This window comes from Sphingopyxis sp. (assembly GCF_036261875.1).
Lineage (GTDB): Bacteria > Pseudomonadota > Alphaproteobacteria > Sphingomonadales > Sphingomonadaceae > Sphingopyxis.
In genome coordinates, this window is record NZ_DATAJZ010000003.1 from 36,516 (window position 1) to 57,190 (window position 20,675).

Below are 20,675 nucleotides of genomic sequence, written 5' to 3' on the forward strand. Positions count from 1 at the left end.
GAAAGGATTTTGGGGATGAGCAGATCGATCATGCTGGTTGCTGTCGCGGCGTCGCTGACGCTTGCAGGATGTGGCGGCGAAGCGGCGGACAAGGGCGACGGCGCGGGTAAGGCTTCGTCGGTCGCAGCGAAGAGCGGGACGGCACCGCCGCGCGACTGGAATGCCGCCGACGCCTGCGCCGTGGTCGACAAGGCGGCGATGTCGGCGATCCTCGGACAGGCGGTCACCGAAACCCGCCTCGGCAATGTCAGCCAAAGCGATGGCGCGACCGCGGTCACCTCCGAATGCAGCTATCAGCTTGCCGATGGCGGATCGGCTACCTTGATGCTGCGCTGGTCGCCGATCGGCGACAATAGCGAGGGATCGATCAACCTGACCCGCAATGGCCTGGAGCAGACGCTCAAGGGTTTTGGTGGTCATGTCGAGACGATCGACGGACTCGGCAAGGCCGCCTTTTGGGCTGGGATGACCAAATCGCTCAATGTCTTCATCGGCGAGGATAAATTCGCGATCATCACGGTGCCGGCGAGCGAGGCTTCGAAGGAGCAGGCGGTCGCGCTCGCACGCAAACTTGGTGCTTGACGACCGCCGCGCGGCGGTGCTGCTTCGTACCGAAGCGTGATGATGCGCCAGGGGAGGGGCGATATGGTGCGGCAGCCGAGCCGGTCCGAATGGAGCCATATCCAGGCGCTGTTCGTCGAATTGATCGATCTCGACCCCACGGCGCAGGAGCACCGGCTGGCGGCGGAGGACGACTTCATTGGCGGGCAGTTGCGGGCGTTGCTCGCTGCGTCGCGCAATTCGGGGATATTGGACGGCGCGGCGCCGTCGTCGTTCGAAACCGCCCCGTGCCGGGCGTACAGCTCGCTTTCCGAAGGCGCCGTCATCGGCGGCTTTACCATCGACCGCCTGATCGGGCGCGGCGGGATGGGCGAGGTCTACGCCGCGCATCGCAGCGACAGGATGTTCGACCAGCAAGTGGCGATCAAGCTGCTCCGTCCCGAATCGGTTGCGCACAGCGAGTTGTTCGACCGTGAACGCCGCCTGCTCGCCGGACTCGAGCACCCGGGGATTGCGAGGCTGATCGACGGCGGTGTCGCGCCAGACGGGCGGCCCTATATGGCGATGGAATATGTGACCGGCGAGCCGATCGACGCGTGGTGCCGGACCCATGACGCCGATCTTGCGACGCGATTGCGGCTTTTCTGCGATGTCTGCGAAGCGGTGGCCTATGCGCACGGCCACCTGATCGTCCACCGCGACCTCAAGCCGTCGAACATATTGGTCGACGGCGACGGCCGCGTGCGGCTGCTCGATTTCGGCATCGCGCGCTTTGTGGAGATCGAAGGCGAGGGCGAGGCGCAAACCACGGTCGCGCTGATGACCCCCGATTATGCTGCACCCGAACAACTCGGAAATGCCGCCCCGACCGTTGCCACCGACGTCTATGCGCTGGGCGTATTGTTGTTCGAACTGCTTACCGGTCGCAGCCCGTGGCGCGAGCCGGGATCGGCGCTGCCGTCGGTGATCCGGCGCATCCTGAACGAAGACCCGCCCCTGCCCAGCGCGCTCGTGCCGCCCGGCTATCCCTTCGGGCGGCGCGAGGTAGCGGGTGATCTTGACGCGATCGTGCTCAAATCGATGCGCCGCGCACCGCAAGACCGTTATCGCGGTGTCGGCGACCTGGTTGACGATGTCCGAAGCCATATCGCCCTGCGCCCCGTTGCGGCGCGCTCGGGTTCGGCGGGCTATACGATCGGGCGCTACCTGCGCCGGCACCGTGTCGCGACGGCAGCGGCAGCCGCCGCTCTGCTCGCCATCGTGGCGGGTGGCGGTGCGGCCGCCTGGCAGGCGCGTCAGACGGCGATCGAGCGCGATGTCGCATTGGCCGAAGCGCGGCGATCGGAATCGATCAACCGCATGCTGACCGTCATGTTCCGCGACACCGCCAGCAGCGCCGTCGGCGAAGAGGCAACGGTCAAGCAGATGCTAGATCAGACGGCGGCGCAGCTTGTCGCGTCGGTCGACCGGAGCGCGAAATCGGCGACGCTGATTACCACGCTTGCCGATCTTTACGTCAATCTGGAGGATGCCGCCGGCGCTGACGCGCTGCTCAGCCAAGCGCTTGCGCGCGGCATCGGCGCCGGCGATCCGGTGGCGACCGCGGAAATCAAGCTGCGCCTCGCCTCGACCGCTGCCGCAATGGGGCGGACCGACGACATGGCGCCACTGCTCGATTCAGCCGATGCCGTCTTTGCCGCCGACCCGGCGCGTTTCCGCAAGGAACGCCTCGAAAGCATGAGCGGCCGGGCGCAGCTCGCGCGGCGCAAGGGCGATTACGACACCGCGATCCGGCTGTTGCGATCGAGCCTGCCTGACGCCGACCGCGTTTATGCCGAGGATCATCGCGAACTGCTGACGCGCTACAATAACCTGCTCGTCTATATGGTCGAGGCGAACCGGCTCGATGCGATGCCCGCGGTCTTTGCCGCCGCCGACGCGGCGCTGGCGCGGACGGGGCAACAGGGCAGTGCACAGGGGCTGGCGATCGAGCAATTGAAGGGCGTGCGGTTGATGAAGCTCGACCGGCTGGCCGAGGCCGAGCGCCTGTTCCGCAGCGTCGCCGACCGGCGCCGCGCGGTGTTCGGCAAGTCTGCGGCGCTGGCGGTCGATCTGCTGCAACTGGGGCGCGCCGAACTGGCGCTGGGGAAATTCGCCGCGGCGCGCGATGTTCTTGGCGAGGCGCGGCCGATGGCGATCGACAATCTTGGCCCCGATGCGGTGCCGACGCTCGTCATCACGCTCGGCCTTGCCGAAGCCTTGGCCGAGGCGGGCGACACCGGACGGGCCGAAGCGTTACTTGCCGAAGCCGCGCCGCGGATCGCCTCGATGGGACCGGTCGGCCTGCCGCAGGGCATTGCGGCGCGGACGCGGGCGATCATCCGTCTGAAGCAGGGGCGGATGGCCGAGGCGCGGCGCGAGGCCGACGCATCGGAACAGATATTCAGGACGCTCGGCGCGCCGGGCGAATCCTACCTCAAATCCTTCGCCACATTGCGTCGGCGCTTGAGCACCTAGCCCGCGCCCATTTCGTTGTGCACCCAAGCGCGCGCCTGGAGCCACCAGCGGCGCACCGTCCGGTCGCTGACGCCCAGGATTTTTGCGGTTTCCTCCTCGGTCATCCCGGCGAAGAAGCGGCAGTCGATCAGTTGCGCAAGATTGGGGTCGAGGCGCGCGAGCCGTTGCAAAGCCTCGCCCAGCCGCACGACATCCTCGTCCTCGGGCGCCGCCGCGGCGAGCGAATCGAGGCTTTCGGTAAAGGCATAGTCGGGAGCGCCACGCTTCGCCGTCATGCGGGCGCGGGCGGCGTCGATCAGTATGTGGCGGATCGCGGTCGCCGCGCAGCCGAGGAAGTGGCGTTCGCTCTCCCAATCGTTGCGCTTGCTGAGTTTCAGATAGGCTTCTGAAACCAGCGCCGTCGTTTGCAGTGTCTGTCCGCCGCCCGCGCGATAATGTTCCCGGCGCGCGATGATCTTGAGCTCGTCATACAGCGTGGCGATGAGCGCGTCGGCGTCGCCGTCGATGCTGCCAGCACGACCCGGTTCCTCGTTGATCGCCGATCTCCCCGCATGGCGCGCCATGTGGCGCGCACCCTAGATGCCTAATTTATTTGCGGTCGGCGAGATAATTTCCGCTTTTTCGGAGACGAGACCTGTCCGGATCGGGCGACCATTCCCGTCTTTCCAAATGCTGCACCCGCGGCGCCGCGTTCGGCGGCGTCGACGAGGTGACCGCGAACAAGGCGCCACCAAAGGTCGCTGCGAGGGGTCGCCCGGAAACCGATCGGCATTGCGCCGATCCATAAGGAAAGATCGATATGAAACGCATGACCACCCTCATTGGCGCGACCGCGCCCCTTGCGATCCTTGCTGCCGTCGGCGCCGCGCCGAACGCCTATGCACAGGCGACCGTCCCGTGCGTTCAGAACGCGGGGGCCGATGGCGTTCTCGGCACGCCCGACGACCCCGAAAATACGCTCGAGTGCGGGCTTGGCGCCGAAGCTTCGGCGCCGGGCGCCACCGCTTATGGAAGCGGGGCCAAGGCGACGGGCAACGAAGCGATGGCGGTCGGATTCATCGCCGCTGCCGAAGAAACGCGCTCGACCGCCGTCGGCACGGGCAGCAGCGCGACCGCGGACCAGTCGGTTGCGCTGGGCTGGGGATCGGTCGCAGACCGCGGTGCGACCATATCGGTTGGCAACGCCGGCCTCCAGCGCCAGATCACCAATGTCGCGGCAGGGACGCTCGTGTCCGACGCTGTCAATGTGGGGCAATTGAATACCGCCATGGGTGCCGCGGCGCTGACCGCGATCGCCAACTCGGCGGTGCGCAGCGGCAACAGCGGCGATAGCAGCCTGCAAAGCGACGGCAGCACCGCAAGCGGTAATGGCGCCGTCGCGCTGGGACAGGGACAGACTGCCACCGGCAACGGCGCCGTCGCGATCGGCGATCCGAATGTCGCGACCGGGACCGGCGCTGTAGCGATCGGCGCCGACAATCAGGCGATCGGCGACGGCGCTGTCGCCTTGGGCAAAGCCTCCAGCGCCTTTGGCTTGTCGGCCATCGCCATCGGCAACAATGCGAATGCGCTGGCCGATGGCAGCATCGCCATTGGTCGTGACACGATCGCGTCGCCGGCATCGGTGGCGATCGGCGCCAACGCCGCGGCAGGCGGGCAAAATGCGACCGCAGTCGGTCGCGACAGCCTTGCCAGCGGCCTTGCAAGCACCGCTTTCGGCCAAGGCGCGGCTGCCGGGGGCGATTTCTCGACTGCCACGGGCTATGGCGCGCGCGCGATCAAGGAGGGTGACACGGCGACGGGGTCGGGGGCCTTCGCCAATGGCGGCTATTCGGTCGCCTTGGGCGTGAACAGTCAGACCACGGCCCTCGGGGCGACCGCGCTGGGCGTGAACGCGAAAGCGTTGGGGGCGGACTCGGTTGCGATCGGCTCCAGCTCGGTTGCCGATGAGGCGAATACCGTGTCGGTCGGCTCGGCGGGCTTTCAGCGGCGTATCGTGAACGTCGCCGCGGGCACCGCGGCGACCGATGCGGCGAACGTCGGTCAGGTCCAGACGGTCGCGACCGCCGCGGCGGCGGCTCACATCACCGCCGATGCCGCCGTGTCGCAGAATATGGTGCAGGACAACCAGATTGCGGCGATTCAGACGGTGAACAATGTGCAGGACAATCGGCTGATGTCGCTGGAAAGCATGGCCGGAACCGCGCTTCCCGCGCTCCAGTCGCTTGCCGCGACGCACAGTGCACAGATCGGCGACCTTTATGCGATCACCGACCGCGACCGCCGCGAGGCGCAGCGCGGAACCGCCGCCGCGGTTGCGCTGGTCGCGGCGACGATGCCGTCGGAGCCTGGACGGACGAGCTATACGTTCAACCTTGCCACATTCCGCGGCGAACAGGCGGCCGGCGCGTCGATCGCGCACCGGTTCAATACCGACAACCCGTTCGCATTCACGGCCGGCGTCTCTTACGCTGGGCGTCACAATACGGCCGCGCGAATTGGGGTCGCCGGCGAATTCTGAGCTAAAAAGGGAAGGGCGGGCGCGGGGAAGTGAGCCCGCCCTTTGTTTCCTTGGGTCTAAACCCGAACCGCATCCAAGGATTATTCGCGCCGGTCTCTGCGGAATGTCGGCTTTCTTGGGTTCGGGCTTGATAGCCGCCTGACCGCTATCGGCCAAGCGGCGCCGCGAGAAGCGCAGTTCGTTCGATGACGACGAAATGCCGTCGCGCTCATCGTCCGCTGTAAGGCTCATCTCTTCGGGTTCGCGCGCCGATCAGCACCCGGGGCATGTTTCCTCGTTCACGAACTGTGAGAAAGACGAGGTAGGGAAGCAGGAAACCCGCGCCTCCGAAAAAGGCGATGAGCGCGAGGAGCAGGGCGATCGCACTGAATCCATTCCGCCAAGCCGTCCAAAGAGCAGAGAGGATGAGAAAGCAGAGAAAATCGAGGTTGAACTGCCCGGGCCATCCCAGCTTCGCCACGTCTCCGAAAAAGATCGGTAACAATCCAAGGCCATGGCGGGAAATGACTACAGCGGTGTAGGCGGCCAGCGCCAGCCAAAGGATGATCAAAAAAGTACGAAACGACCCCATCGACGACAATCTGCCACGAGAATGCTGCGGCTGCAATCGCGGCTTTGAGTCCGCGACTGGATCATGCCAAATTTCTACTTTCATGTGACGATGGCTTACGCGCCGCTGCGCAACGCAGGTGTTGCCATAGGCAAGATGGATTTCATGCCGCACATGGCCCGTCACCAAGTCGCGCCCGAATAACGACCGTCGAGCAGGCTCCGGCCTGTGACCGCGGGCTACCCCGTTATAGCGGCGATTGCCCGTTCGAGCTCGGCAATCCTGAAAGGTTTGCGAAGAACTGGCCGGCCATCAAATTCAGCCGCCATGATCGTCGCATCTCCGCTCGTCGCTATGAACGCCTTCCCGGCATCGCTCAACGCGGCAGCGACCGCCTCGCTCGTTTTGCCATCGGCAAGGTGAACATCCAATATTGCGAGGTCGAAATCTTGCTTCGCGACGAGATCCAGTGCCTCCGCGACGGTCGCTGCGGTTACTACGATCTCGTGTCCAAGCACGTCGAGATACCCCTCAAGCATCATCGCCACCAGCGGATCGTCTTCTACAAGAAACACCCTTATCATCATCCGTCCCTCATAGATCCGAAATCTGTTGCGCCAGTGTCTTCGATCACATGTCCCGTGCCCCTACCTTTCGTCGCGCTCAAAGTTCCACGCCGAGATGCTGGGCCACCGAGAATATGTCCTTGTCCCCTCGTCCGCACATGTTGACGATGATGATGCTATCTTTCGGCATCGTCGGCGCGATCCTGGCAACCGCGGCGACGGCGTGACTGGGCTCAAGCGCCGGGATGATACCCTCTGTTCTGCAAAGCAGCTGAAACGCTTCGAGCGCTTCGGCGTCGGTCGCGGAGGTATAGTCCACCCGCCCGATGTCCTTGAGCCATGCATGCTCGGGGCCGATGCCCGGATAATCGAGACCTGCGCTGATCGAATGGCCTTCGACGATCTGCCCGTCGTCATCCTGCAGCAGATAGGTCTTGTTGCCGTGAAGAATGCCGGGACGCCCGCCGGCCAGTGAGGCGGCATGTTCCTTGTCGAGGCCATGGCCGGCCGCCTCGACGCCAAGCATCTTCACCATCGGGTCGTCAAGGAACGGGTGAAAGAGACCGATCGCATTCGATCCGCCGCCGATCGCGGCAACCAAGAGATCGGGTAGGCGGCCGGCACGGGCCAGCATCTGGGCCCGCGCTTCCCTTCCGATCACGCTCTGGAAATCACGCACAAGCTCCGGATAGGGGTGGGGACCGGCTGCGGTGCCGATGATGTAGAAGGTGTCCTCGACATGGGTGACCCAGTCGCGCAGCGCCTCGTTCATCGCGTCCTTGAGGGTCGCGGCGCCGGCCGTGACGGGCACGACCTCGGCGCCCAGCAGCTTCATGCGGAAGACATTGGGCGCCTGGCGCGCGATATCGGCGGCGCCCATATAGACGACGCAGGGCAGGCCAAAGCGCGCGCAGACGGTTGCAGTAGCCACCCCGTGCTGGCCCGCGCCCGTTTCCGCGATGATGCGGGTCTTGCCCATCCGGATCGCCAGCAGGATCTGGCCGACGCAATTGTTGATCTTGTGGGCGCCGGTGTGATTGAGTTCGTCGCGCTTGAACCAGATCTGAGCGCCGCCGAGCGCGGACGTCAAGCGCGGCGCGAAGTATAGCGGACTGGGACGGCCGACATAATGTTCGAGCAGGTCGTCGAACTCGGCCTGGAAGGCCGGGTCGCGCTTTGCGGCTCGATATTCGCGCTCCAGATCGAGGATGAGGGGCATGAGCGTTTCGGGGACGAAGCGGCCCCCGAATTTCCCGAAATGACCCGCTTCGTCCGGCTGCCCACGCAAGCTGTTCGGAAGATGACCAAGATCGTCGGATGGTTGTGGAGACCGCGTCATGTCGGTGCAATCCCGGCAGGAGACCCGCGCGAGGCGGCGCCGCACAGAATTCCGGCGAGCGCCTCATGGGGGCGGGTAACGCTCGCGAGACCGGTCCGGATTCTCGACCGGCGCATCAATATCCCATCAGTGCGAGCACTTCCTTGCGGCTCCGCTGGTCGTCGAGGAAGCAGCCGAGGAGCCGGCTCGTGACCATGCCGACGCCGGGCGTGCGCACGCCGCGCCCGGTCATGCAGCCATGCTGGGCGTCGATCACCACGGCGACGCCGTGCGGACGGAGATTGTCCCAGATGCATCGGGCGACCTCGGCGGTCAGCCGCTCCTGCACCTGCAGCCGGCGCGCATAGCCGTTCAGCACGCGCGCGAGCTTGGAGATGCCGACGACGCGGTCGCGGGGGAGGTAGGCGATCGACGCCTTTCCGGTGATCGGCGCCATATGATGCTCGCAATGCGACTGGAAAGGGATGTCGCGCAGCAAGACGATCTCGTCATAGCCGCCGACCTCTTCGAAGGTGCGCGAGAGATGCACCGCCGGATCCTCGTCATACCCCTGGCAATAATCCTTCCAGGCACGCGCGACGCGCTTCGGTGTGTCGAGCAGGCCTTCGCGATGAGGATCCTCGCCGACCCAGCGCAGCAGCGTCTCCACCGACGCGAGAACCTCGGGGGGTATCGCGCCGTCAACGGTGGGGCTGGAAGGGGGCACGTGAAGCATGGTCTTGGCCTCCTGACGGCGAAGTGTTGGCGGTCCGGGAGGGGAGGAGAGGGAGGTGGACCGCCGGATCGGCGCATGCCCGAGCGCAGCATGGCGTCGCAACATGTCCCTTGGGGCAGATCGCCGGTTGGAAGCCCGTTTCGTGCACGGACCTGGGGTGAACCCCCGAACGCAGAAATGCCCTTCGCTCGCTTGACGAGGCGTGGCGCGGTGCGCGGTGGTTGGGTGAATAGGGCGGTATGGAAATGCGGGGGCGGCGGTGGCCCGCCGCCCCCGGTCTGTCAGAAGTCCATCGCCGGCATCGGTGCGGCCTTCTCTTCCTTCGGCAGCTCGGCGACGAGCGCCTCGGTGGTGATCAGCAGCGAAGCGACCGACGCGGCATCCTGCAGCGCGGTGCGTACGACCTTCGCAGGATCGATCACGCCGGCCTTGACGAGGTCCTGATACTCGCCGGTCGCGGCGTTGAAACCCCAGCTATAGTCGTCGCTCTCGAGCAGCTTGCCGACGATCCAGGCACCATCCTCGCCGGCATTGTCGGCGATCTGGCGCGCCGGCGCGCGGAGCGCGCGGCGGACGATGTCGATGCCCGACTGTTGGTCGTCGTTCGCGGCCTTGAGGCCTTCGAGCGCCTTCAGCGAGCGGAGCAGTGCGATACCGCCGCCGGGAAGAATGCCTTCTTCCACGGCCGCGCGGGTTGCGTGGAGTGCGTCGTCGACGCGATCCTTCTTCTCCTTGACCTCGACCTCGGTCGCGCCGCCGACACGGATCACCGCGACGCCGCCCGCGAGCTTGGCAAGCCGCTCCTGCAGCTTCTCGCGGTCATAGTCGCTGGTCGTCGTCTCGATCTGCTGGCGGATCTGCGCGATACGGCCGTCGATATCCGACTTCGCGCCGACGCCATCGACGATCGTCGTATTATCCTTGTCGATGACGACCTTCTTCGCGCGGCCGAGCATGTTGATCGTGACGCTCTCGAGCTTGATGCCGAGTTCCTCGCTGACGACATTGCCGCTGGTGAGCACCGCGATATCCTCGAGCATAGCCTTGCGGCGATCGCCAAAGCCCGGCGCCTTGACGGCGGCGACCTTGAGCCCGCCGCGCAGGCGATTGACGACGAGCGTCGCAAGCGCGTCGCCCTCGACATCCTCGGCGATGATCAGCAGCGGCCGGCCCGACTGGATGACGCTCTCGAGGAGCGGCAGCATCGCCTGCAGGTTCGACAGCTTCTTCTCGTGAATGAGGATGTACGGATCGTCGAGTTCGACCTTCAGCTTCTCGGCATTGGTAATGAAATAGGGGCTGAGGTAGCCGCGATCGAACTGCATGCCCTCGACCGTCTCGAGTTCGGTCGCGAGGCTCTTCGCTTCCTCGACCGTGATCACGCCCTCATTGCCGACCTTCTCCATCGCTTCCGCGAGGATCTTGCCGACCTCTTCGTCGCCATTGGCTGAGATCGTCGCGACCTGCGCGATCTCGCTGTTCGCCTCGACCGTTTTGGCATGCGCCTTGAGGTCCTCGACGACGGTATTCACCGCGAGATCGATGCCGCGCTTGACGTCCATCGGGTTCATGCCCGCGGCGACCGCCTTCGAGCCTTCGCGGACGATCGCCTGCGCGAGCACGGTCGCAGTGGTCGTGCCGTCGCCGGCCTTGTCGTTCTGCTTGCTCGCAACCTCGCGCAGCATCTGCGCGCCCATATTTTCGAACTTGTCGGCAAGCTCGATCTCCTTGGCGACGGTGACGCCGTCCTTGGTGATGCGCGGCGCGCCGAAGCTCTTGTCGATCACGACGTTGCGGCCCTTGGGGCCGAGCGTGACCTTCACTGCATTCGCAAGCGTATCCACGCCGCGCAGCATGCGATCACGCGCGTCCGACGCAAATTTCACTTCCTTGGCAGCCATTTTGACCTCCTTCTTGCTGTCCTTTCAGTGGGTGATGAATGGGCGTTACGCCGCCTGCTTGAGCGCCGCGGCCTGCTCGATGACGCCGAGGATGTCGCTCTCCTTCATGATGAGCAGTTCCTCGCCGTCGATCTTGACCTCGGTGCCCGACCATTTGCCGAACAGGATCCGGTCGCCGGCCTTCACGTCGAGTGCGGTGACCGTGCCGTCCTCGGCGCGGGCGCCCGGACCGACGGCGACGACTTCGCCTTCCTGCGGCTTATCCTTGGCGGTGTCGGGGATGATGATGCCGCCCGAGGTCTTCTCCTCGGCTTCGATGCGGCGGACGACCACACGGTCGTGCAAGGGACGGAAATGCATGCATAACCTCCATGTTGCATAACGATATGACAAGCCGGCGCGCCTGTCCGGGACGCGCGGCGCCGATGAGCTAGGAAGCGGAATTTTTTGCTTCAAGAGGGTCGACGAAAATTTTTTCGCATTCGCGCCAGCGCAAAACAAATGCCCCTTATCAAGGGGCTGACACCTCTTGACTCGACTCGCTTCCTTTCCAAAATCTCTGGTCGCGGCAGCCTGCCGCACGACAGGAAAGGAAAGGCTATAACGAAGGAGGCACGATCATGTCCGAGCCATTTTCCCGTTTTCTTCACCCCTTCGACGTGGCGCGTCACCCGAGCCTCGAGCCGGAGGTCAAGCGCGCACTTCTGGCATCCTGGGCATCGGACCACTCGGCGGTCCGCAACAAGCCCGCGCTCCGAAAGCCGCCCGGCGCGCGCCGCGCCGTGCCGGTCGACGATGTGCTCGCCGCGCTCCGGTCGCTCGACGGCGGCGAGGCGCGCGCGCCATGACCGACCGGGCGCTGATCGCGCAGCTGGACAGCTATGGGCTGACAACCGCCGAGATCCATTATTACCGGCCCGATCATCCCTCGCTGCTCCAGCTCTTCGTCTGGCAGGACTATGATCTGCCGCCGGACTTCCCGGTGCTGTTCGATTTTCTTGCCATGTGGAGGCGCCAGATCGAAGCCGCGCTCCACTCGGTCCGCATCGCGCACGACGCCCTGATCGGGCCCGCCGAGTGGCGCGCGGCGGACATCATTCACTCGCTTGATTAGCCTGGCGGTTCCAGGGACACGCGGCGCGCCGGAGCAGGTCTGAGGCGATCGCGCTTCAGCAAGAGAGGGAGACACGCCGTTGGCGTGCCTCCCTTGTCGAACTCAGGCGCTTTCGAGCGCCTTATCCATCGGCGCTTCGATCCGCTGCGGCTTGCCGGCACTGCTGCCGATCTCGATCTTGCGCGGCTTCATCGCCTCTGGGACGACGCGGCTCAGTTCGATCGTGAGCAGCCCGTCGGCGAAGCTCGCGCGCCCGACCTCGATATAGTCGGCAAGCTGGAAGCGACGCTCGAACGCGCGGCGGGCGATGCCGCGGTGGAGATAGGCGCGTGTCGCATCCTCCTCGGCCGGCTTGCCCGTGACGCTGAGCTGGTTCTGCTGCGCGACGATCTCGATCTCGTCGGCCTTGAAACCGGGCACCGCCAGCGTGACGCGGAAACGGTCGTCGGCGTCGCGCACGATGTCGAAAGCAGGAAAGCCGTCCGACGTCTCGCCGCGCTGCCCCTTCTCGAGCAGGTCGAAGAGATGATCGAAGCCCACCGTCGAGCGGCGGTAGGGGGTGAAGTCAAAATCGGTTCTCATTTCCAAATCCTCCTGATTGAAGCAATTCGGGCATGAGATGCGCCGGGACTTAGAGCCGGCGCTCTCTCTGTCCTAGGACGCGGAAAATCCCGCGTCCGGGAATGAGTTAGGAAAGCCGTTTTGCCGTTTCAAGAGCGAGGGTGCCGCTCGGAACGTCGGCTGACGTGTCGCGGCAGCCAGGGCGGTGCCGGGTCCCGGGGGCCTGCCGGGAGGCGGGAAATGGCATCCCGTCTGCCCCTTGGTGCAGCTTGGCGGCGCGGGGCAAGTCGGAGACATGCGATCCACATCGCGCGGCATGGTCGCCGCGAGGCGTCTTGTCCGCGGAGATTGCAATGACTGTCGAAGGGCCTCTGGTAACGGCCAGAATCGGGGAACGTTACGAAGAAGCGGATCCCGCCCGATTGCCGACGGGTCACCCCGCCGTGCCGGTCGACCGCATCGGCGTGCTTCTCGTAAATCTCGGGACGCCCGACGCGCCGACGAGCCGTGCGGTTCGGCGCTATCTCGCGGAATTTCTTTCCGACCGGCGCGTTGTCGAACTGCCTTCGCTGATCTGGCAACCGATCCTGCGCGGGATCGTCCTTGCGGTTCGGCCGCGGAAATCCGCGCATGCCTACCGCGAAATCTGGACTTCAGAAGGCTCGCCGCTCGCCGCGATCACCCGCCGCCAGGCAAGGGCGCTTGAGGCTTCGCTCGGACGTGGTGCGGTGGTTGCGCATGCGATGCGCTATGGCAGCAGCTCGATCGCGGACGGCATCGACGCGCTTCTTGCGGCAGGATGTCGCCGCATTCTCGTTGCGCCTCTTTATCCCCAATATTGCGCCGCAACGACCGCGAGCGTTGGCGATGCCGTCCAGGCGCATATGGCGCGCCTGCGCTGGCAGCCGGCGCTGCGTGTCCTTCCGCCCTATTATGATGACGATCGCCATGTCGAGGCGCTGGCGTCGTCGCTCGGACGTGCGATCGGCGGCCTCGACTTTATGCCCGATACGATCGTCGCGAGCTTCCACGGCATGCCCGAGCGCACCCTTCGTCTCGGCGATCCCTATCACTGCATGTGCCTCAAGACCGCGCGTCGGTTGGGCGAAGTTCTGGGGAAGAATGTTATTCCGAGCTTTCAGTCGCGCTTTGGCCAGGCCAAATGGCTGACGCCGGCAACCGACATGATGCTCGAAACGCTAGGGCGCGAAGGCCGGTCGGTGGCCGTGATCGCGCCGGGATTCGCCGCGGATTGCCTCGAAACCCTCGAGGAAATCGCCATCCGCGGACGCGAGCAGTTCCTTGCCGCCGGCGGACGCCATTTCGCTTATGTGCCCTGTCTCAACGATAGCGATGTCGGGATGGATATGCTCGCCGCCCTGATAAGGAGCGAGCTTTCGGGCTGGCTTTGAGGGCTTTTGATTGTCGGGGCCGCGCTGCGCTAACAAGCGTCGCGCAGCCCCGACAGGTCATTAGGCGGGAAGCAGCACGCCGTCGATGACGTGGATCACGCCGTTCGACTGAAGAACGTCGGCAGGGCCGATCTTCGCCGTGCCGCCCTTGGCGTCGCTCACATACCAGCTGCCATCCTTCTCCCAGACGGTGAGCATGGCGCCCTGCACCGTGGTGAGCACCGCCTTGCCGCCATTGGCCTTGGCCTGCGCGGCAATATCGGTCGCGGTCAGGCGGCCCGGCACGACATGATAGGTCAATATGCCCGTCAGCATCGCCTTGTTCTCGGGCTTGAGCAGCGTATCGACGGTGCCGGCGGGAAGCTTGGCAAAGGCAGCGTTGGTAGGCGCAAAGACCGTGAACGGGCCGGCTCCCGAAAGGGTCTCGGCGAGGCCAGCGGCCTTGACCGCCGCGACCAGCGTCGTGTGATCTTTCGAATTGGCGGCATTTTCGACGATGGTCTTGGTCTCATACATCGCGGCGCCGCCGACCATCGGGTTCTTGGCGGCTGCAATGCCGCCGGCGAGCGCGAGCGCTGCTGCGGCGAGCGAAAGAGAGATACGGGAAATAGCCATTGGTCATTCCGTTTCGAATGTTCGTCCCGGGGGGATAGGACGGGCATGAAATTAGGCGCGCCGCCCCGCCGGGGCGACCTGTCCTTTGGGGCGGGTTATCCGGCCCGCCCTCCGCGGCCCATCGCCGCTAGCGATAACGGCAGTTCTCCCTCCCATCGGCTGCAGGCAAACCGGCGGCAGGCTGGACCATCGACGCAGCCGGGCGAAAAGGGGGCTTCCATGCCGTTTGAGGGGTCGTTCGAAGACCGGCTGGCGCTTCGCGACCTGCTCGACGCCTATGCCGATGCGGTCAACCGGGCCGACAGCGAGGCCTGGGCCGCGACTTGGGACGAAGGCGGCCGATGGTCGCTTCCGGGTTTCGGGATATTCGAGGGCAAGGCGAAGATCGTCGACACCTGGCGCGCGGCGATGCGCGCTTTTCCCGACATCGTCTTTCGCGCCTGGCCGGGTTCGATCGAGGTCCATGGCGAGACCGCGGCCATGCGGTCCTACACCGAGGAAGTCTTCCTGCGCGACGGCACCCTTCACCGGACCCTTGGCATCTATGACGACGTCTGCCGCCGAATCGATGGCCGGTGGCTGTTTACAGAGCGGCGGTTTCGGCCGTTGCCGCAGCTTTCAAGAAGTGAGGTGCAGTCATGAAGATCCTGATCCAGGCGGTCATCGATATCGATCCCGAGACGCGCGGGGACGCGCTCGCGGGTGCGCGCGGCTGGATCGAAGGCGCGCTCGCCCAGCCGGGTTGTCTCGCTTACGCCTGGACCTTTGATCCGCATGTGGCGACGCGCATCCACGTGTTCGAGGAATGGGACGGCGAAGCGGCGCTCGCAGCGCATCTGGCCGGGCCGCAGTACAGGGGAATGCTGGGGCATATCGGCGCGTTTGGTGTACGTTCCTCCTCAAGCCGCAAGTTCGGTGTGTCGCGCGAAGGCCCTGTTTACAACAGCCACGGCGTGGCAAGCGCCGCCTTCGACTAGCTTGGTGGTCCTCGTTCGCTAGCTGCGCAGCGCTTCCCAGGCAGTCAGGGCGCGCGCCCGCGCCGCCTCATGGCCGATAAGCGGCGCGGGATAGGCGGGCACCCCGGCCTCCTGTCCATGGGCGGCGGTGATCTCGGCATCCGACAGATGTGCAAGCTCCGGAACATAGGTGCGGACATAATCGCCCATCGCGAACCGCTCGCTCTGGAGCAGCGGCGACATGATGCGCGAGAAGACCGGCGCGTCGACGCCGGTGCCCGCGACATATTGCCAGTTCATTGCATTCGACCCGAGATCGGCGTCGAGCAGCGTGTCCCAGAACCAGCGTTCACCGCGGCGCCAGTCGATCAGCAGATGTTTGACGAGGAAGGAGGCGGTGACCATCCGCACGCGGTTGTGCATCCAGCCCGTGTGCCAGAGCTCGCGCATGCCCGCGTCGACCACCGGGTAGCCGGTCCGTCCCCGGGTCCAGGCAGCAAAGTCCCGGTCGGCTTCGGGGCCGCTCCGCCAGCCGAAATTATCGAAGGTGGGGCGCCCGTTTCGATCACCATAATCGGACATCTGGTCGACGAGATTGATGCCATGTTCGCGCCAGCCGAGCTCCGACCGAAAGGTTTCGGCACCCGCATTGTCGCGCTCGCCGAGCGCATGCCAGATCGACCGGGGGCTTATTTCGCCGAAATGAAGATGCGGCGACAGCCGCGATGTCGCGGGGAGCGAGGGAAAATCGCGACGGGACTTATAGTCGCCGGCGAGCGGCAGCCAGTCGCGCAGCGCCCGCCAGGCGCCCTTCTCGCCCGGGCTCCAGTCGCCAAATCCTGTGGTCCAGTCGGGGCTGGTCGGGGTCAGCCCCCAATCGGCAAGATTGTCCGACGCCGGCCAGACGCCAGGCGCCGGAATATGGTCGGGCGCCGCATAGGGAAGGGCGGGCGGCATGCGCCCCAGAAGCGCGCGATACCAAGGCGTGAAAACGCGGTAGCGGGCGCCTTGCGCATTGGTGATACTCTCGGGCGGCGCGAGATAATTGCCGTCATGGAGCCGCAGCGCAAGCCTGGCGTCCAGCGCGTCTTCGCAGCGCCGCCACCAAGGCTCGTAGCAGCGGGTCGCGTGAACCCTTGTGCTCTCGGCTTCCGCCGCGACGCGTTCGAGTATTTCGGCGGCAGGGCCGTGGCGCAGGACGAGCCGGCTGCCGCGTTTGCGAAGGCTCGCATCGAGCGCGGTGAGGCTGTGATGGAGCCACCAGCGCTGCGCGCCGCCGATCGCGCGCGTTCCGGGGCTCTCGTCGTCCAATATGTAGAGCGGAATGACCGGACCTTCGGCGATCGCCGCGAGGAGCGCCGGATGGTCGGTGATGCGGAGGTCCTGACGGAGCCACAATATGGCGGGCGGCATGGCGACGGTTCCCTTTTTGGCGGGCTGGGGTGCGGGCGATCGCGGATTTCCTCATCTGGCAGGCTCCGACCTCCGCAAAAGATGACCTTTCGGGCAGTTCAGGCAATGAAGAGCCGCTTTGCGAGCGCGAGCAAGGGGAAGGTTGGGCGGTGAGCAATCACCGCCCCCCGCCGCGGCCAGACGCGGGTCGCAAGGCGCTGGCCGCCGGCAGAACCGGAATGTCCTTGCGATCAGCCGGGCATGACATCTCCTGCCGTGTCATCACGCCCGGAGAATATTCGGTCGCGAGCGCCCGGATCGCGGGCTGCCGCAGTTCTGATGCCGAAGTCGCCGAGAATGAGGCTCGCCGTCGCCTTCGCGCTCGCGACGACCCCCGGAATACCCGCGCCGGGATGCGTGCCCGCGCCGGTAAAATAGAGGTTCTCGATGCGCGCGTCGCGGTTGTGCCCCCGAAAATAGGCGCTCTGCAGCAGTGTTGGCGTAAGGCTGAAGGCGCTCCCGAGATGCGCGGCGAGATCCTGTTCGAAGTCCGGCGGGGCATATTGGATTTGCGTGACGATCCGCTCGCCAAGGTCCGGGATCAGGCGCCGCTCGATCTCGGCGATGATGCGCTTCGCCAATTTGGGCCCTTCGACCTCCCAGTCGAGCGAGGCGTGGCCGCGATGGGGAACCGGCGCAAGCGCGTAAAAGCTGCTGTGGCCCGCGGGGGCCACGCCCGGATCGCTTGCGCTCGGGTGATGAAGGTAAAGCGAGAAATCCTCGGCGAGGGTGCCGTTCCGATAGATGTCGTCGAGAAGCCCGCGGTAGCGCGGACCGAACAATATCATATGATGGGGTATTTCGGGGAAGGTACCGCGAACCCCCAGATGGAGGACGAAGAGGCTCGGCGACCAGCTCTTGCGCGCAAGGCGCTTCGCCTCGCGCTTGCCGCGCGGATGCGCGAGCAGGTCGCGGTAGCTGTGCATGAGATCGGCGTTCGAGGCGACAAGATCGGCGCGTGCGGTAAACCCGCTCCGCGTCACGATGCCCGTCACCCGGTCGCCCTTAGTTTCGATGCGGGCGACGGGATCGCCAAGCCTCAGCGTACCGCCGAGACGCGCGAACAGCGCGGCCATGCCGGCGACGAGCCGATTGGTGCCGCCGCGCGCATACCAGACGCCGCCATCCTGCTCGAGTTTGTGGATGAGCGCATAGATGCTGCTCGTCGCCATCGGGTTGCCGCCAACAAGCAAGGTGTGGAAGGATAGAGCCTCGCGCAGCTTCTCGCTCCGAACATAGCTCGCGACGGTTTTATAGACCGAGCGCCAGGCCCGGTGCCGCAGGAGCGCGGGTGCCGCCTTCAGCATCGAGCGGAAATCGAGGAAGGGCACGGCGCCGAGCTTCACATAGCCTTCCTCGTAAACCGACGCGGAATAGCGAAGAAATCGCTCATATCCCGCCACATCGGCGGGATCGAGCGCGGCGATCTGACGGGCGAGCGCCTCCTTGTCATTGCCATAATCGAAGGTCGATCCGTCGGGCCAGCTCAGCCGATAAAAGGGCGACACCGGGACGAGGTCGACATCGCGCTCGAGCCGCTGGCCGCTCAGCTCCCAGAGCTCGGCGAGGCAGGCCGGGTCGGTGATCACCGTCGGCCCGGCATCGAAGGTGAAACCATCCTTCTCGAAGACATAGGCGCGGCCGCCCGGGCGGTCGCGCGCTTCGACGAGCAGCGTATCGAGGCCCGCCGACTGGAGCCGGATGGCGAGGGCGAGGCCGCCGATGCCGGCTCCGATTACGATCGCGCGCATCATCGCGGCGCCTCTGCCGCAATCGCCGCGCCGAGTACATGGCCCGACAGCCACGCATATTCGGCAAAGCCGTGATAGAGCCAGTCGCCGCAGGCGCCGAGACCAATGGCAGGGTTCCAGAGCAGCTTCAGATCCTGTCCCGAGGGCTGCGAGAATAGCCAGCGATGGGCCGCGATATGGCTTGGGGTGGGCATGTCGCGTCCGGCGATCTTGCCAAGTTCGGCGAGAAGCGCTGGCGCCACGCTCGCGCCGTCGCAGGCGAGATGTGCCTCCGACCAAGTCCAGTCGGCTTGCACGACCCACCGCTCGCCCGGCGCGCGGCCGGGCTTCGCGCTGTCGCGCGCAGCGGTCACAAGCGAGCCGGCGCCGCGGAGGAAATCGGGAAGCTCCTCGATCCGCTCATCGAAGGCGAACATCGCGGTCCAGCAGGGATTGTAGCGCACCGCCATGGCCGCGCGCGCCATCTCGAAATCGTGAAGCGACAGAAGCGGCGCTGCCTGCTCGGCGGGGATGGCGATCACCGCCGCATCATATTTGCCGAGCCGTTTTGCCTCGCTGTGGAGCGTCCAGCCCGCGGGCGATTTGGTCAGGGCTGTGACCGGTCGCGACAGGCGGACATCGAGATCGTCCGCGAGAGCTTTGAGCGGCGTGGTCATGGTCGGCGTGCCGACCCAGCTGTCCGCGCCGGCGGCCGGCCAACGCGCGGCGAGGCCTGCCTTCTCCCACGCTGCTACGAGCCTGGTAAAGCCTTCCGAGCGTGCCGTGAAATGGGTTGCGCCATGATCGAATGCGACCTCGGGATTGCTAGGATCCGCGCGGCGGGTCGCGAGGCGGCCGCCGATGCCGCGGGATTTGTCGAACAGCGTGGCTTCCAGACCTGCGTCGCGCAGCCGACGCGCGCAGGCGAGCCCCGCAATGCCGGCTCCGATGATCGCGACCCGCATCAGACCATGGCCTCGCGGTCACCGATGTGGCACGGACAATGTCCGACCTCCGCCTGCAAGGATGTCCGCGCTATCGACGTGCGAGGCGTCCTGCGCGATTTTTTCCGGTTCGTCGCAATTGTCATCGACGCAGGCTTGCATGAGCGAGGGGAAGTGTCGCAACATGTCCCTTGGGGCACCCAGGGGAGAGCAGGCAGATACTATGTCATTGAAGACAATGATCGCGGCCAGCCCGATCGCCGCGGTGATCAGCGACCCGCGCCTACCTGACAATCCGATCGTTGAGTGCAACGCTGCCTTCTCGGCGCTCACCGGCTATGGGCCGGACGAAATCCTTGGGCGCAATTGCCGCTTTCTCTCCGGGCCGGATACCGAACCTGAACTGACCGAGACCTTGCGGGCCTCCATCCGGGAGCAGAGGCCGGCGCTCGTCGAGATCCTCAATTACCGGAAAGACGGGACGCCCTTCCGCAATGCCGTGCTGGTGGCGCCAATCTTTGGCCCCGGCGGCAATCTCGAATATTTTCTCGGCTCGCAGATCGAAGTCGACGAGGCTGGCGAGGCCGTTGGAGGACGGAGCACGCGAGCGCGCGCCCAAATTGAGGCGCTCTCGCCGAGGCAGCGCGAGGTGTTGAAGCTGATGGCGAGCGGACAGCTCAACAAGCAGATTGCCTTCACGCTGTCGCTGTCGGAGCGGACGATCAAGATGCACCGCGCTGCGCTGCTGCGCGCGCTCGGTGTCGAAACCACGGCCGATGCGATCCGGCTCGCGGTCGAGGCCGGTTTCTAGCCACCGCTCCATCTTCCCTTTGAGGCATATGGGATATCGCGCTGCTGCCGATTAAGAGCGTCGGGATGCCGGACTGACGTCATAGCCCGAGGAGCAGCATGTGAGCGTCAAGCGCGCCTTGGTGATCGGAAGCAGCGGCGGTATCGGTGCCGCGCTTGTGAATCAACTCGTGGCGTCGGGGCGATTTGACCGCATCTATGCCGGGAACAGGCGGCCCCATGCGGCGCACCATTCCAATGTAACTAGGCTGACGATCGACATATTGGACGACGACACGCTTGCCGAGGCAGGTCGCCAGATTGCCCAAGATGGCGCTCTCGACCTGTTGATCGTGGCGACGGGGCTGCTGCATCGCAGGACTGACATCCGTCCTGAAAAAAGCCTCCGGCAGCTTGAAGCATCGGTGATGG

At 65.4% G+C, this 20,675-nt stretch carries 23 protein-coding genes; 11 read left to right on the top strand and 12 right to left on the bottom strand.

Annotated features, from left to right (window positions below; genetic code table 11):
• Positions 1-15 precede the first annotated feature (15 nt).
• On the top strand, positions 16-582 hold the full coding sequence (locus tag VHO04_RS00525; RefSeq protein ID WP_184101373.1) for a hypothetical protein: 567 nt from the start codon (positions 16-18) through the stop codon (positions 580-582).
• Positions 583-645: 63 nt separating this feature from the next.
• Complete coding sequence (locus VHO04_RS00530) at positions 646-3,078, top strand: serine/threonine-protein kinase (protein ID WP_329626542.1); 2,433 nt, start codon at positions 646-648, stop codon at positions 3,076-3,078.
• On the opposite strand, the gene VHO04_RS00535 is transcribed toward VHO04_RS00530, so the two are convergent.
• Positions 3,075-3,641, bottom strand: a complete 567-nt coding sequence (locus tag VHO04_RS00535; protein ID WP_184101378.1) for an ECF-type sigma factor — start codon at positions 3,639-3,641, stop codon at positions 3,075-3,077. The two genes, VHO04_RS00530 and VHO04_RS00535, sit on opposite strands and share 4 nt — an antisense overlap.
• Positions 3,642-3,886: 245 nt before the next feature.
• Here VHO04_RS00535 and VHO04_RS00540 point away from each other — a divergent pair, with 245 nt between their 5' ends.
• Positions 3,887-5,599, top strand: coding sequence for a YadA-like family protein (locus VHO04_RS00540; protein ID WP_184101380.1), 1,713 nt, complete (start codon positions 3,887-3,889; stop codon positions 5,597-5,599).
• Between the two features lie 208 nt (positions 5,600-5,807).
• On the opposite strand, the gene VHO04_RS00545 is transcribed toward VHO04_RS00540, so the two are convergent.
• Positions 5,808-6,254, bottom strand: a complete 447-nt coding sequence (locus VHO04_RS00545) for a hypothetical protein (protein WP_242777658.1) — start codon at positions 6,252-6,254, stop codon at positions 5,808-5,810.
• Positions 6,255-6,260: 6 nt separating this feature from the next.
• Here VHO04_RS00545 and VHO04_RS00550 point away from each other — a divergent pair, with 6 nt between their 5' ends.
• A complete protein-coding gene (locus VHO04_RS00550) occupies positions 6,261-6,353 on the top strand; it encodes a hypothetical protein (RefSeq protein WP_329626543.1) in 93 nt (30 codons plus the stop codon).
• 35 nt (positions 6,354-6,388) lie between these two features.
• Here the strand turns inward: VHO04_RS00550 and VHO04_RS00555 are convergent, their stop codons facing one another.
• The 5 genes from VHO04_RS00555 to groES form a co-directional block, all read right to left on the bottom strand.
• Positions 6,389-6,736, bottom strand: coding sequence for a response regulator (locus VHO04_RS00555; protein ID WP_237835909.1), 348 nt, complete (start codon positions 6,734-6,736; stop codon positions 6,389-6,391).
• Positions 6,737-6,812: 76 nt separating this feature from the next.
• Positions 6,813-8,054 carry a tryptophan synthase subunit beta gene (gene trpB / locus VHO04_RS00560; RefSeq protein WP_237835910.1) on the bottom strand — a complete coding sequence of 414 codons (1,242 nt, stop codon included), beginning with the start codon at positions 8,052-8,054 and terminating at the stop codon, positions 6,813-6,815.
• 115 nt (positions 8,055-8,169) lie between these two features.
• The gene (folE, locus tag VHO04_RS00565) at positions 8,170-8,769 is read right to left on the bottom strand and encodes a GTP cyclohydrolase I FolE (protein WP_237835911.1); all 600 of its coding nucleotides are present in this window, start codon (positions 8,767-8,769) and stop codon (positions 8,170-8,172) included.
• Positions 8,770-9,050: 281 nt separating this feature from the next.
• On the bottom strand, positions 9,051-10,670 hold the full coding sequence (gene groL, locus VHO04_RS00570) for a chaperonin GroEL (RefSeq protein ID WP_329626544.1): 1,620 nt from the start codon (positions 10,668-10,670) through the stop codon (positions 9,051-9,053).
• Between the two features lie 45 nt (positions 10,671-10,715).
• On the bottom strand, positions 10,716-11,030 hold the full coding sequence (gene groES / locus VHO04_RS00575) for a co-chaperone GroES (RefSeq protein WP_329626545.1): 315 nt from the start codon (positions 11,028-11,030) through the stop codon (positions 10,716-10,718).
• A 260-nt stretch (positions 11,031-11,290) separates the two neighbouring features.
• On the opposite strand from groES, the gene VHO04_RS00580 reads away from it, so the two are divergent.
• The gene (locus VHO04_RS00580) at positions 11,291-11,518 is read left to right on the top strand and encodes a hypothetical protein (protein WP_058538762.1); all 228 of its coding nucleotides are present in this window, start codon (positions 11,291-11,293) and stop codon (positions 11,516-11,518) included.
• Positions 11,515-11,784: a protein usg gene (locus VHO04_RS00585; RefSeq protein WP_329626546.1), complete on the top strand. Its 270-nt coding sequence runs from the start codon at positions 11,515-11,517 to the stop codon at positions 11,782-11,784. Before VHO04_RS00580 ends, VHO04_RS00585 begins: the two co-directional genes overlap by 4 nt.
• A gap of 102 nt (positions 11,785-11,886) precedes the next feature.
• Here the strand turns inward: VHO04_RS00585 and VHO04_RS00590 are convergent, their stop codons facing one another.
• Complete coding sequence (locus VHO04_RS00590) at positions 11,887-12,366, bottom strand: Hsp20 family protein (protein WP_192648991.1); 480 nt, start codon at positions 12,364-12,366, stop codon at positions 11,887-11,889.
• A gap of 422 nt (positions 12,367-12,788) precedes the next feature.
• Here VHO04_RS00590 and hemH point away from each other — a divergent pair, with 422 nt between their 5' ends.
• A complete protein-coding gene (hemH, locus tag VHO04_RS00595) occupies positions 12,789-13,757 on the top strand; it encodes a ferrochelatase (protein ID WP_329626547.1) in 969 nt (322 codons plus the stop codon).
• Between the two features lie 60 nt (positions 13,758-13,817).
• On the opposite strand, the gene VHO04_RS00600 is transcribed toward hemH, so the two are convergent.
• Positions 13,818-14,372 (bottom strand): fasciclin domain-containing protein, encoded by a 555-nt coding sequence (locus VHO04_RS00600; protein ID WP_242777674.1) that lies wholly within the window; start codon positions 14,370-14,372, stop codon positions 13,818-13,820.
• A 219-nt stretch (positions 14,373-14,591) separates the two neighbouring features.
• Here VHO04_RS00600 and VHO04_RS00605 point away from each other — a divergent pair, with 219 nt between their 5' ends.
• Together VHO04_RS00605 and VHO04_RS00610 are read left to right on the top strand one after the other, a co-directional pair.
• Positions 14,592-15,014, top strand: coding sequence for a nuclear transport factor 2 family protein (locus VHO04_RS00605; RefSeq protein ID WP_242777676.1), 423 nt, complete (start codon positions 14,592-14,594; stop codon positions 15,012-15,014).
• The gene (locus tag VHO04_RS00610) at positions 15,011-15,349 is read left to right on the top strand and encodes a putative quinol monooxygenase (RefSeq protein WP_329626548.1); all 339 of its coding nucleotides are present in this window, start codon (positions 15,011-15,013) and stop codon (positions 15,347-15,349) included. The genes VHO04_RS00605 and VHO04_RS00610 overlap by 4 nt, the downstream gene beginning before the upstream one ends.
• 18 nt (positions 15,350-15,367) lie before the next feature.
• On the opposite strand, the gene VHO04_RS00615 is transcribed toward VHO04_RS00610, so the two are convergent.
• The 3 genes from VHO04_RS00615 to VHO04_RS00625 all read right to left on the bottom strand — a co-directional run bounded on the left by VHO04_RS00615 (position 15,368) and on the right by VHO04_RS00625 (position 19,475).
• Positions 15,368-16,741 (bottom strand): deoxyribodipyrimidine photo-lyase, encoded by a 1,374-nt coding sequence (locus VHO04_RS00615; RefSeq protein ID WP_329626549.1) that lies wholly within the window; start codon positions 16,739-16,741, stop codon positions 15,368-15,370.
• 230 nt (positions 16,742-16,971) lie between these two features.
• Positions 16,972-18,534, bottom strand: coding sequence for a phytoene desaturase (locus tag VHO04_RS00620; RefSeq protein ID WP_237835921.1), 1,563 nt, complete (start codon positions 18,532-18,534; stop codon positions 16,972-16,974).
• A complete protein-coding gene (locus VHO04_RS00625) occupies positions 18,531-19,475 on the bottom strand; it encodes an NAD(P)/FAD-dependent oxidoreductase (protein ID WP_329626550.1) in 945 nt (314 codons plus the stop codon). The genes VHO04_RS00620 and VHO04_RS00625 overlap by 4 nt, the downstream gene beginning before the upstream one ends.
• Positions 19,476-19,692: 217 nt before the next feature.
• Between VHO04_RS00625 and VHO04_RS00630 the strand changes: the two genes are divergently transcribed.
• Both VHO04_RS00630 and VHO04_RS00635 read left to right on the top strand, forming a co-directional pair.
• Positions 19,693-20,265, top strand: coding sequence for a PAS domain-containing protein (locus VHO04_RS00630; protein WP_237835923.1), 573 nt, complete (start codon positions 19,693-19,695; stop codon positions 20,263-20,265).
• Positions 20,266-20,365: 100 nt separating this feature from the next.
• Positions 20,366-20,675 (top strand): NAD-dependent epimerase/dehydratase family protein (locus VHO04_RS00635; RefSeq protein WP_329626551.1); only part of this gene is annotated, 310 nt, incomplete at its 3' end.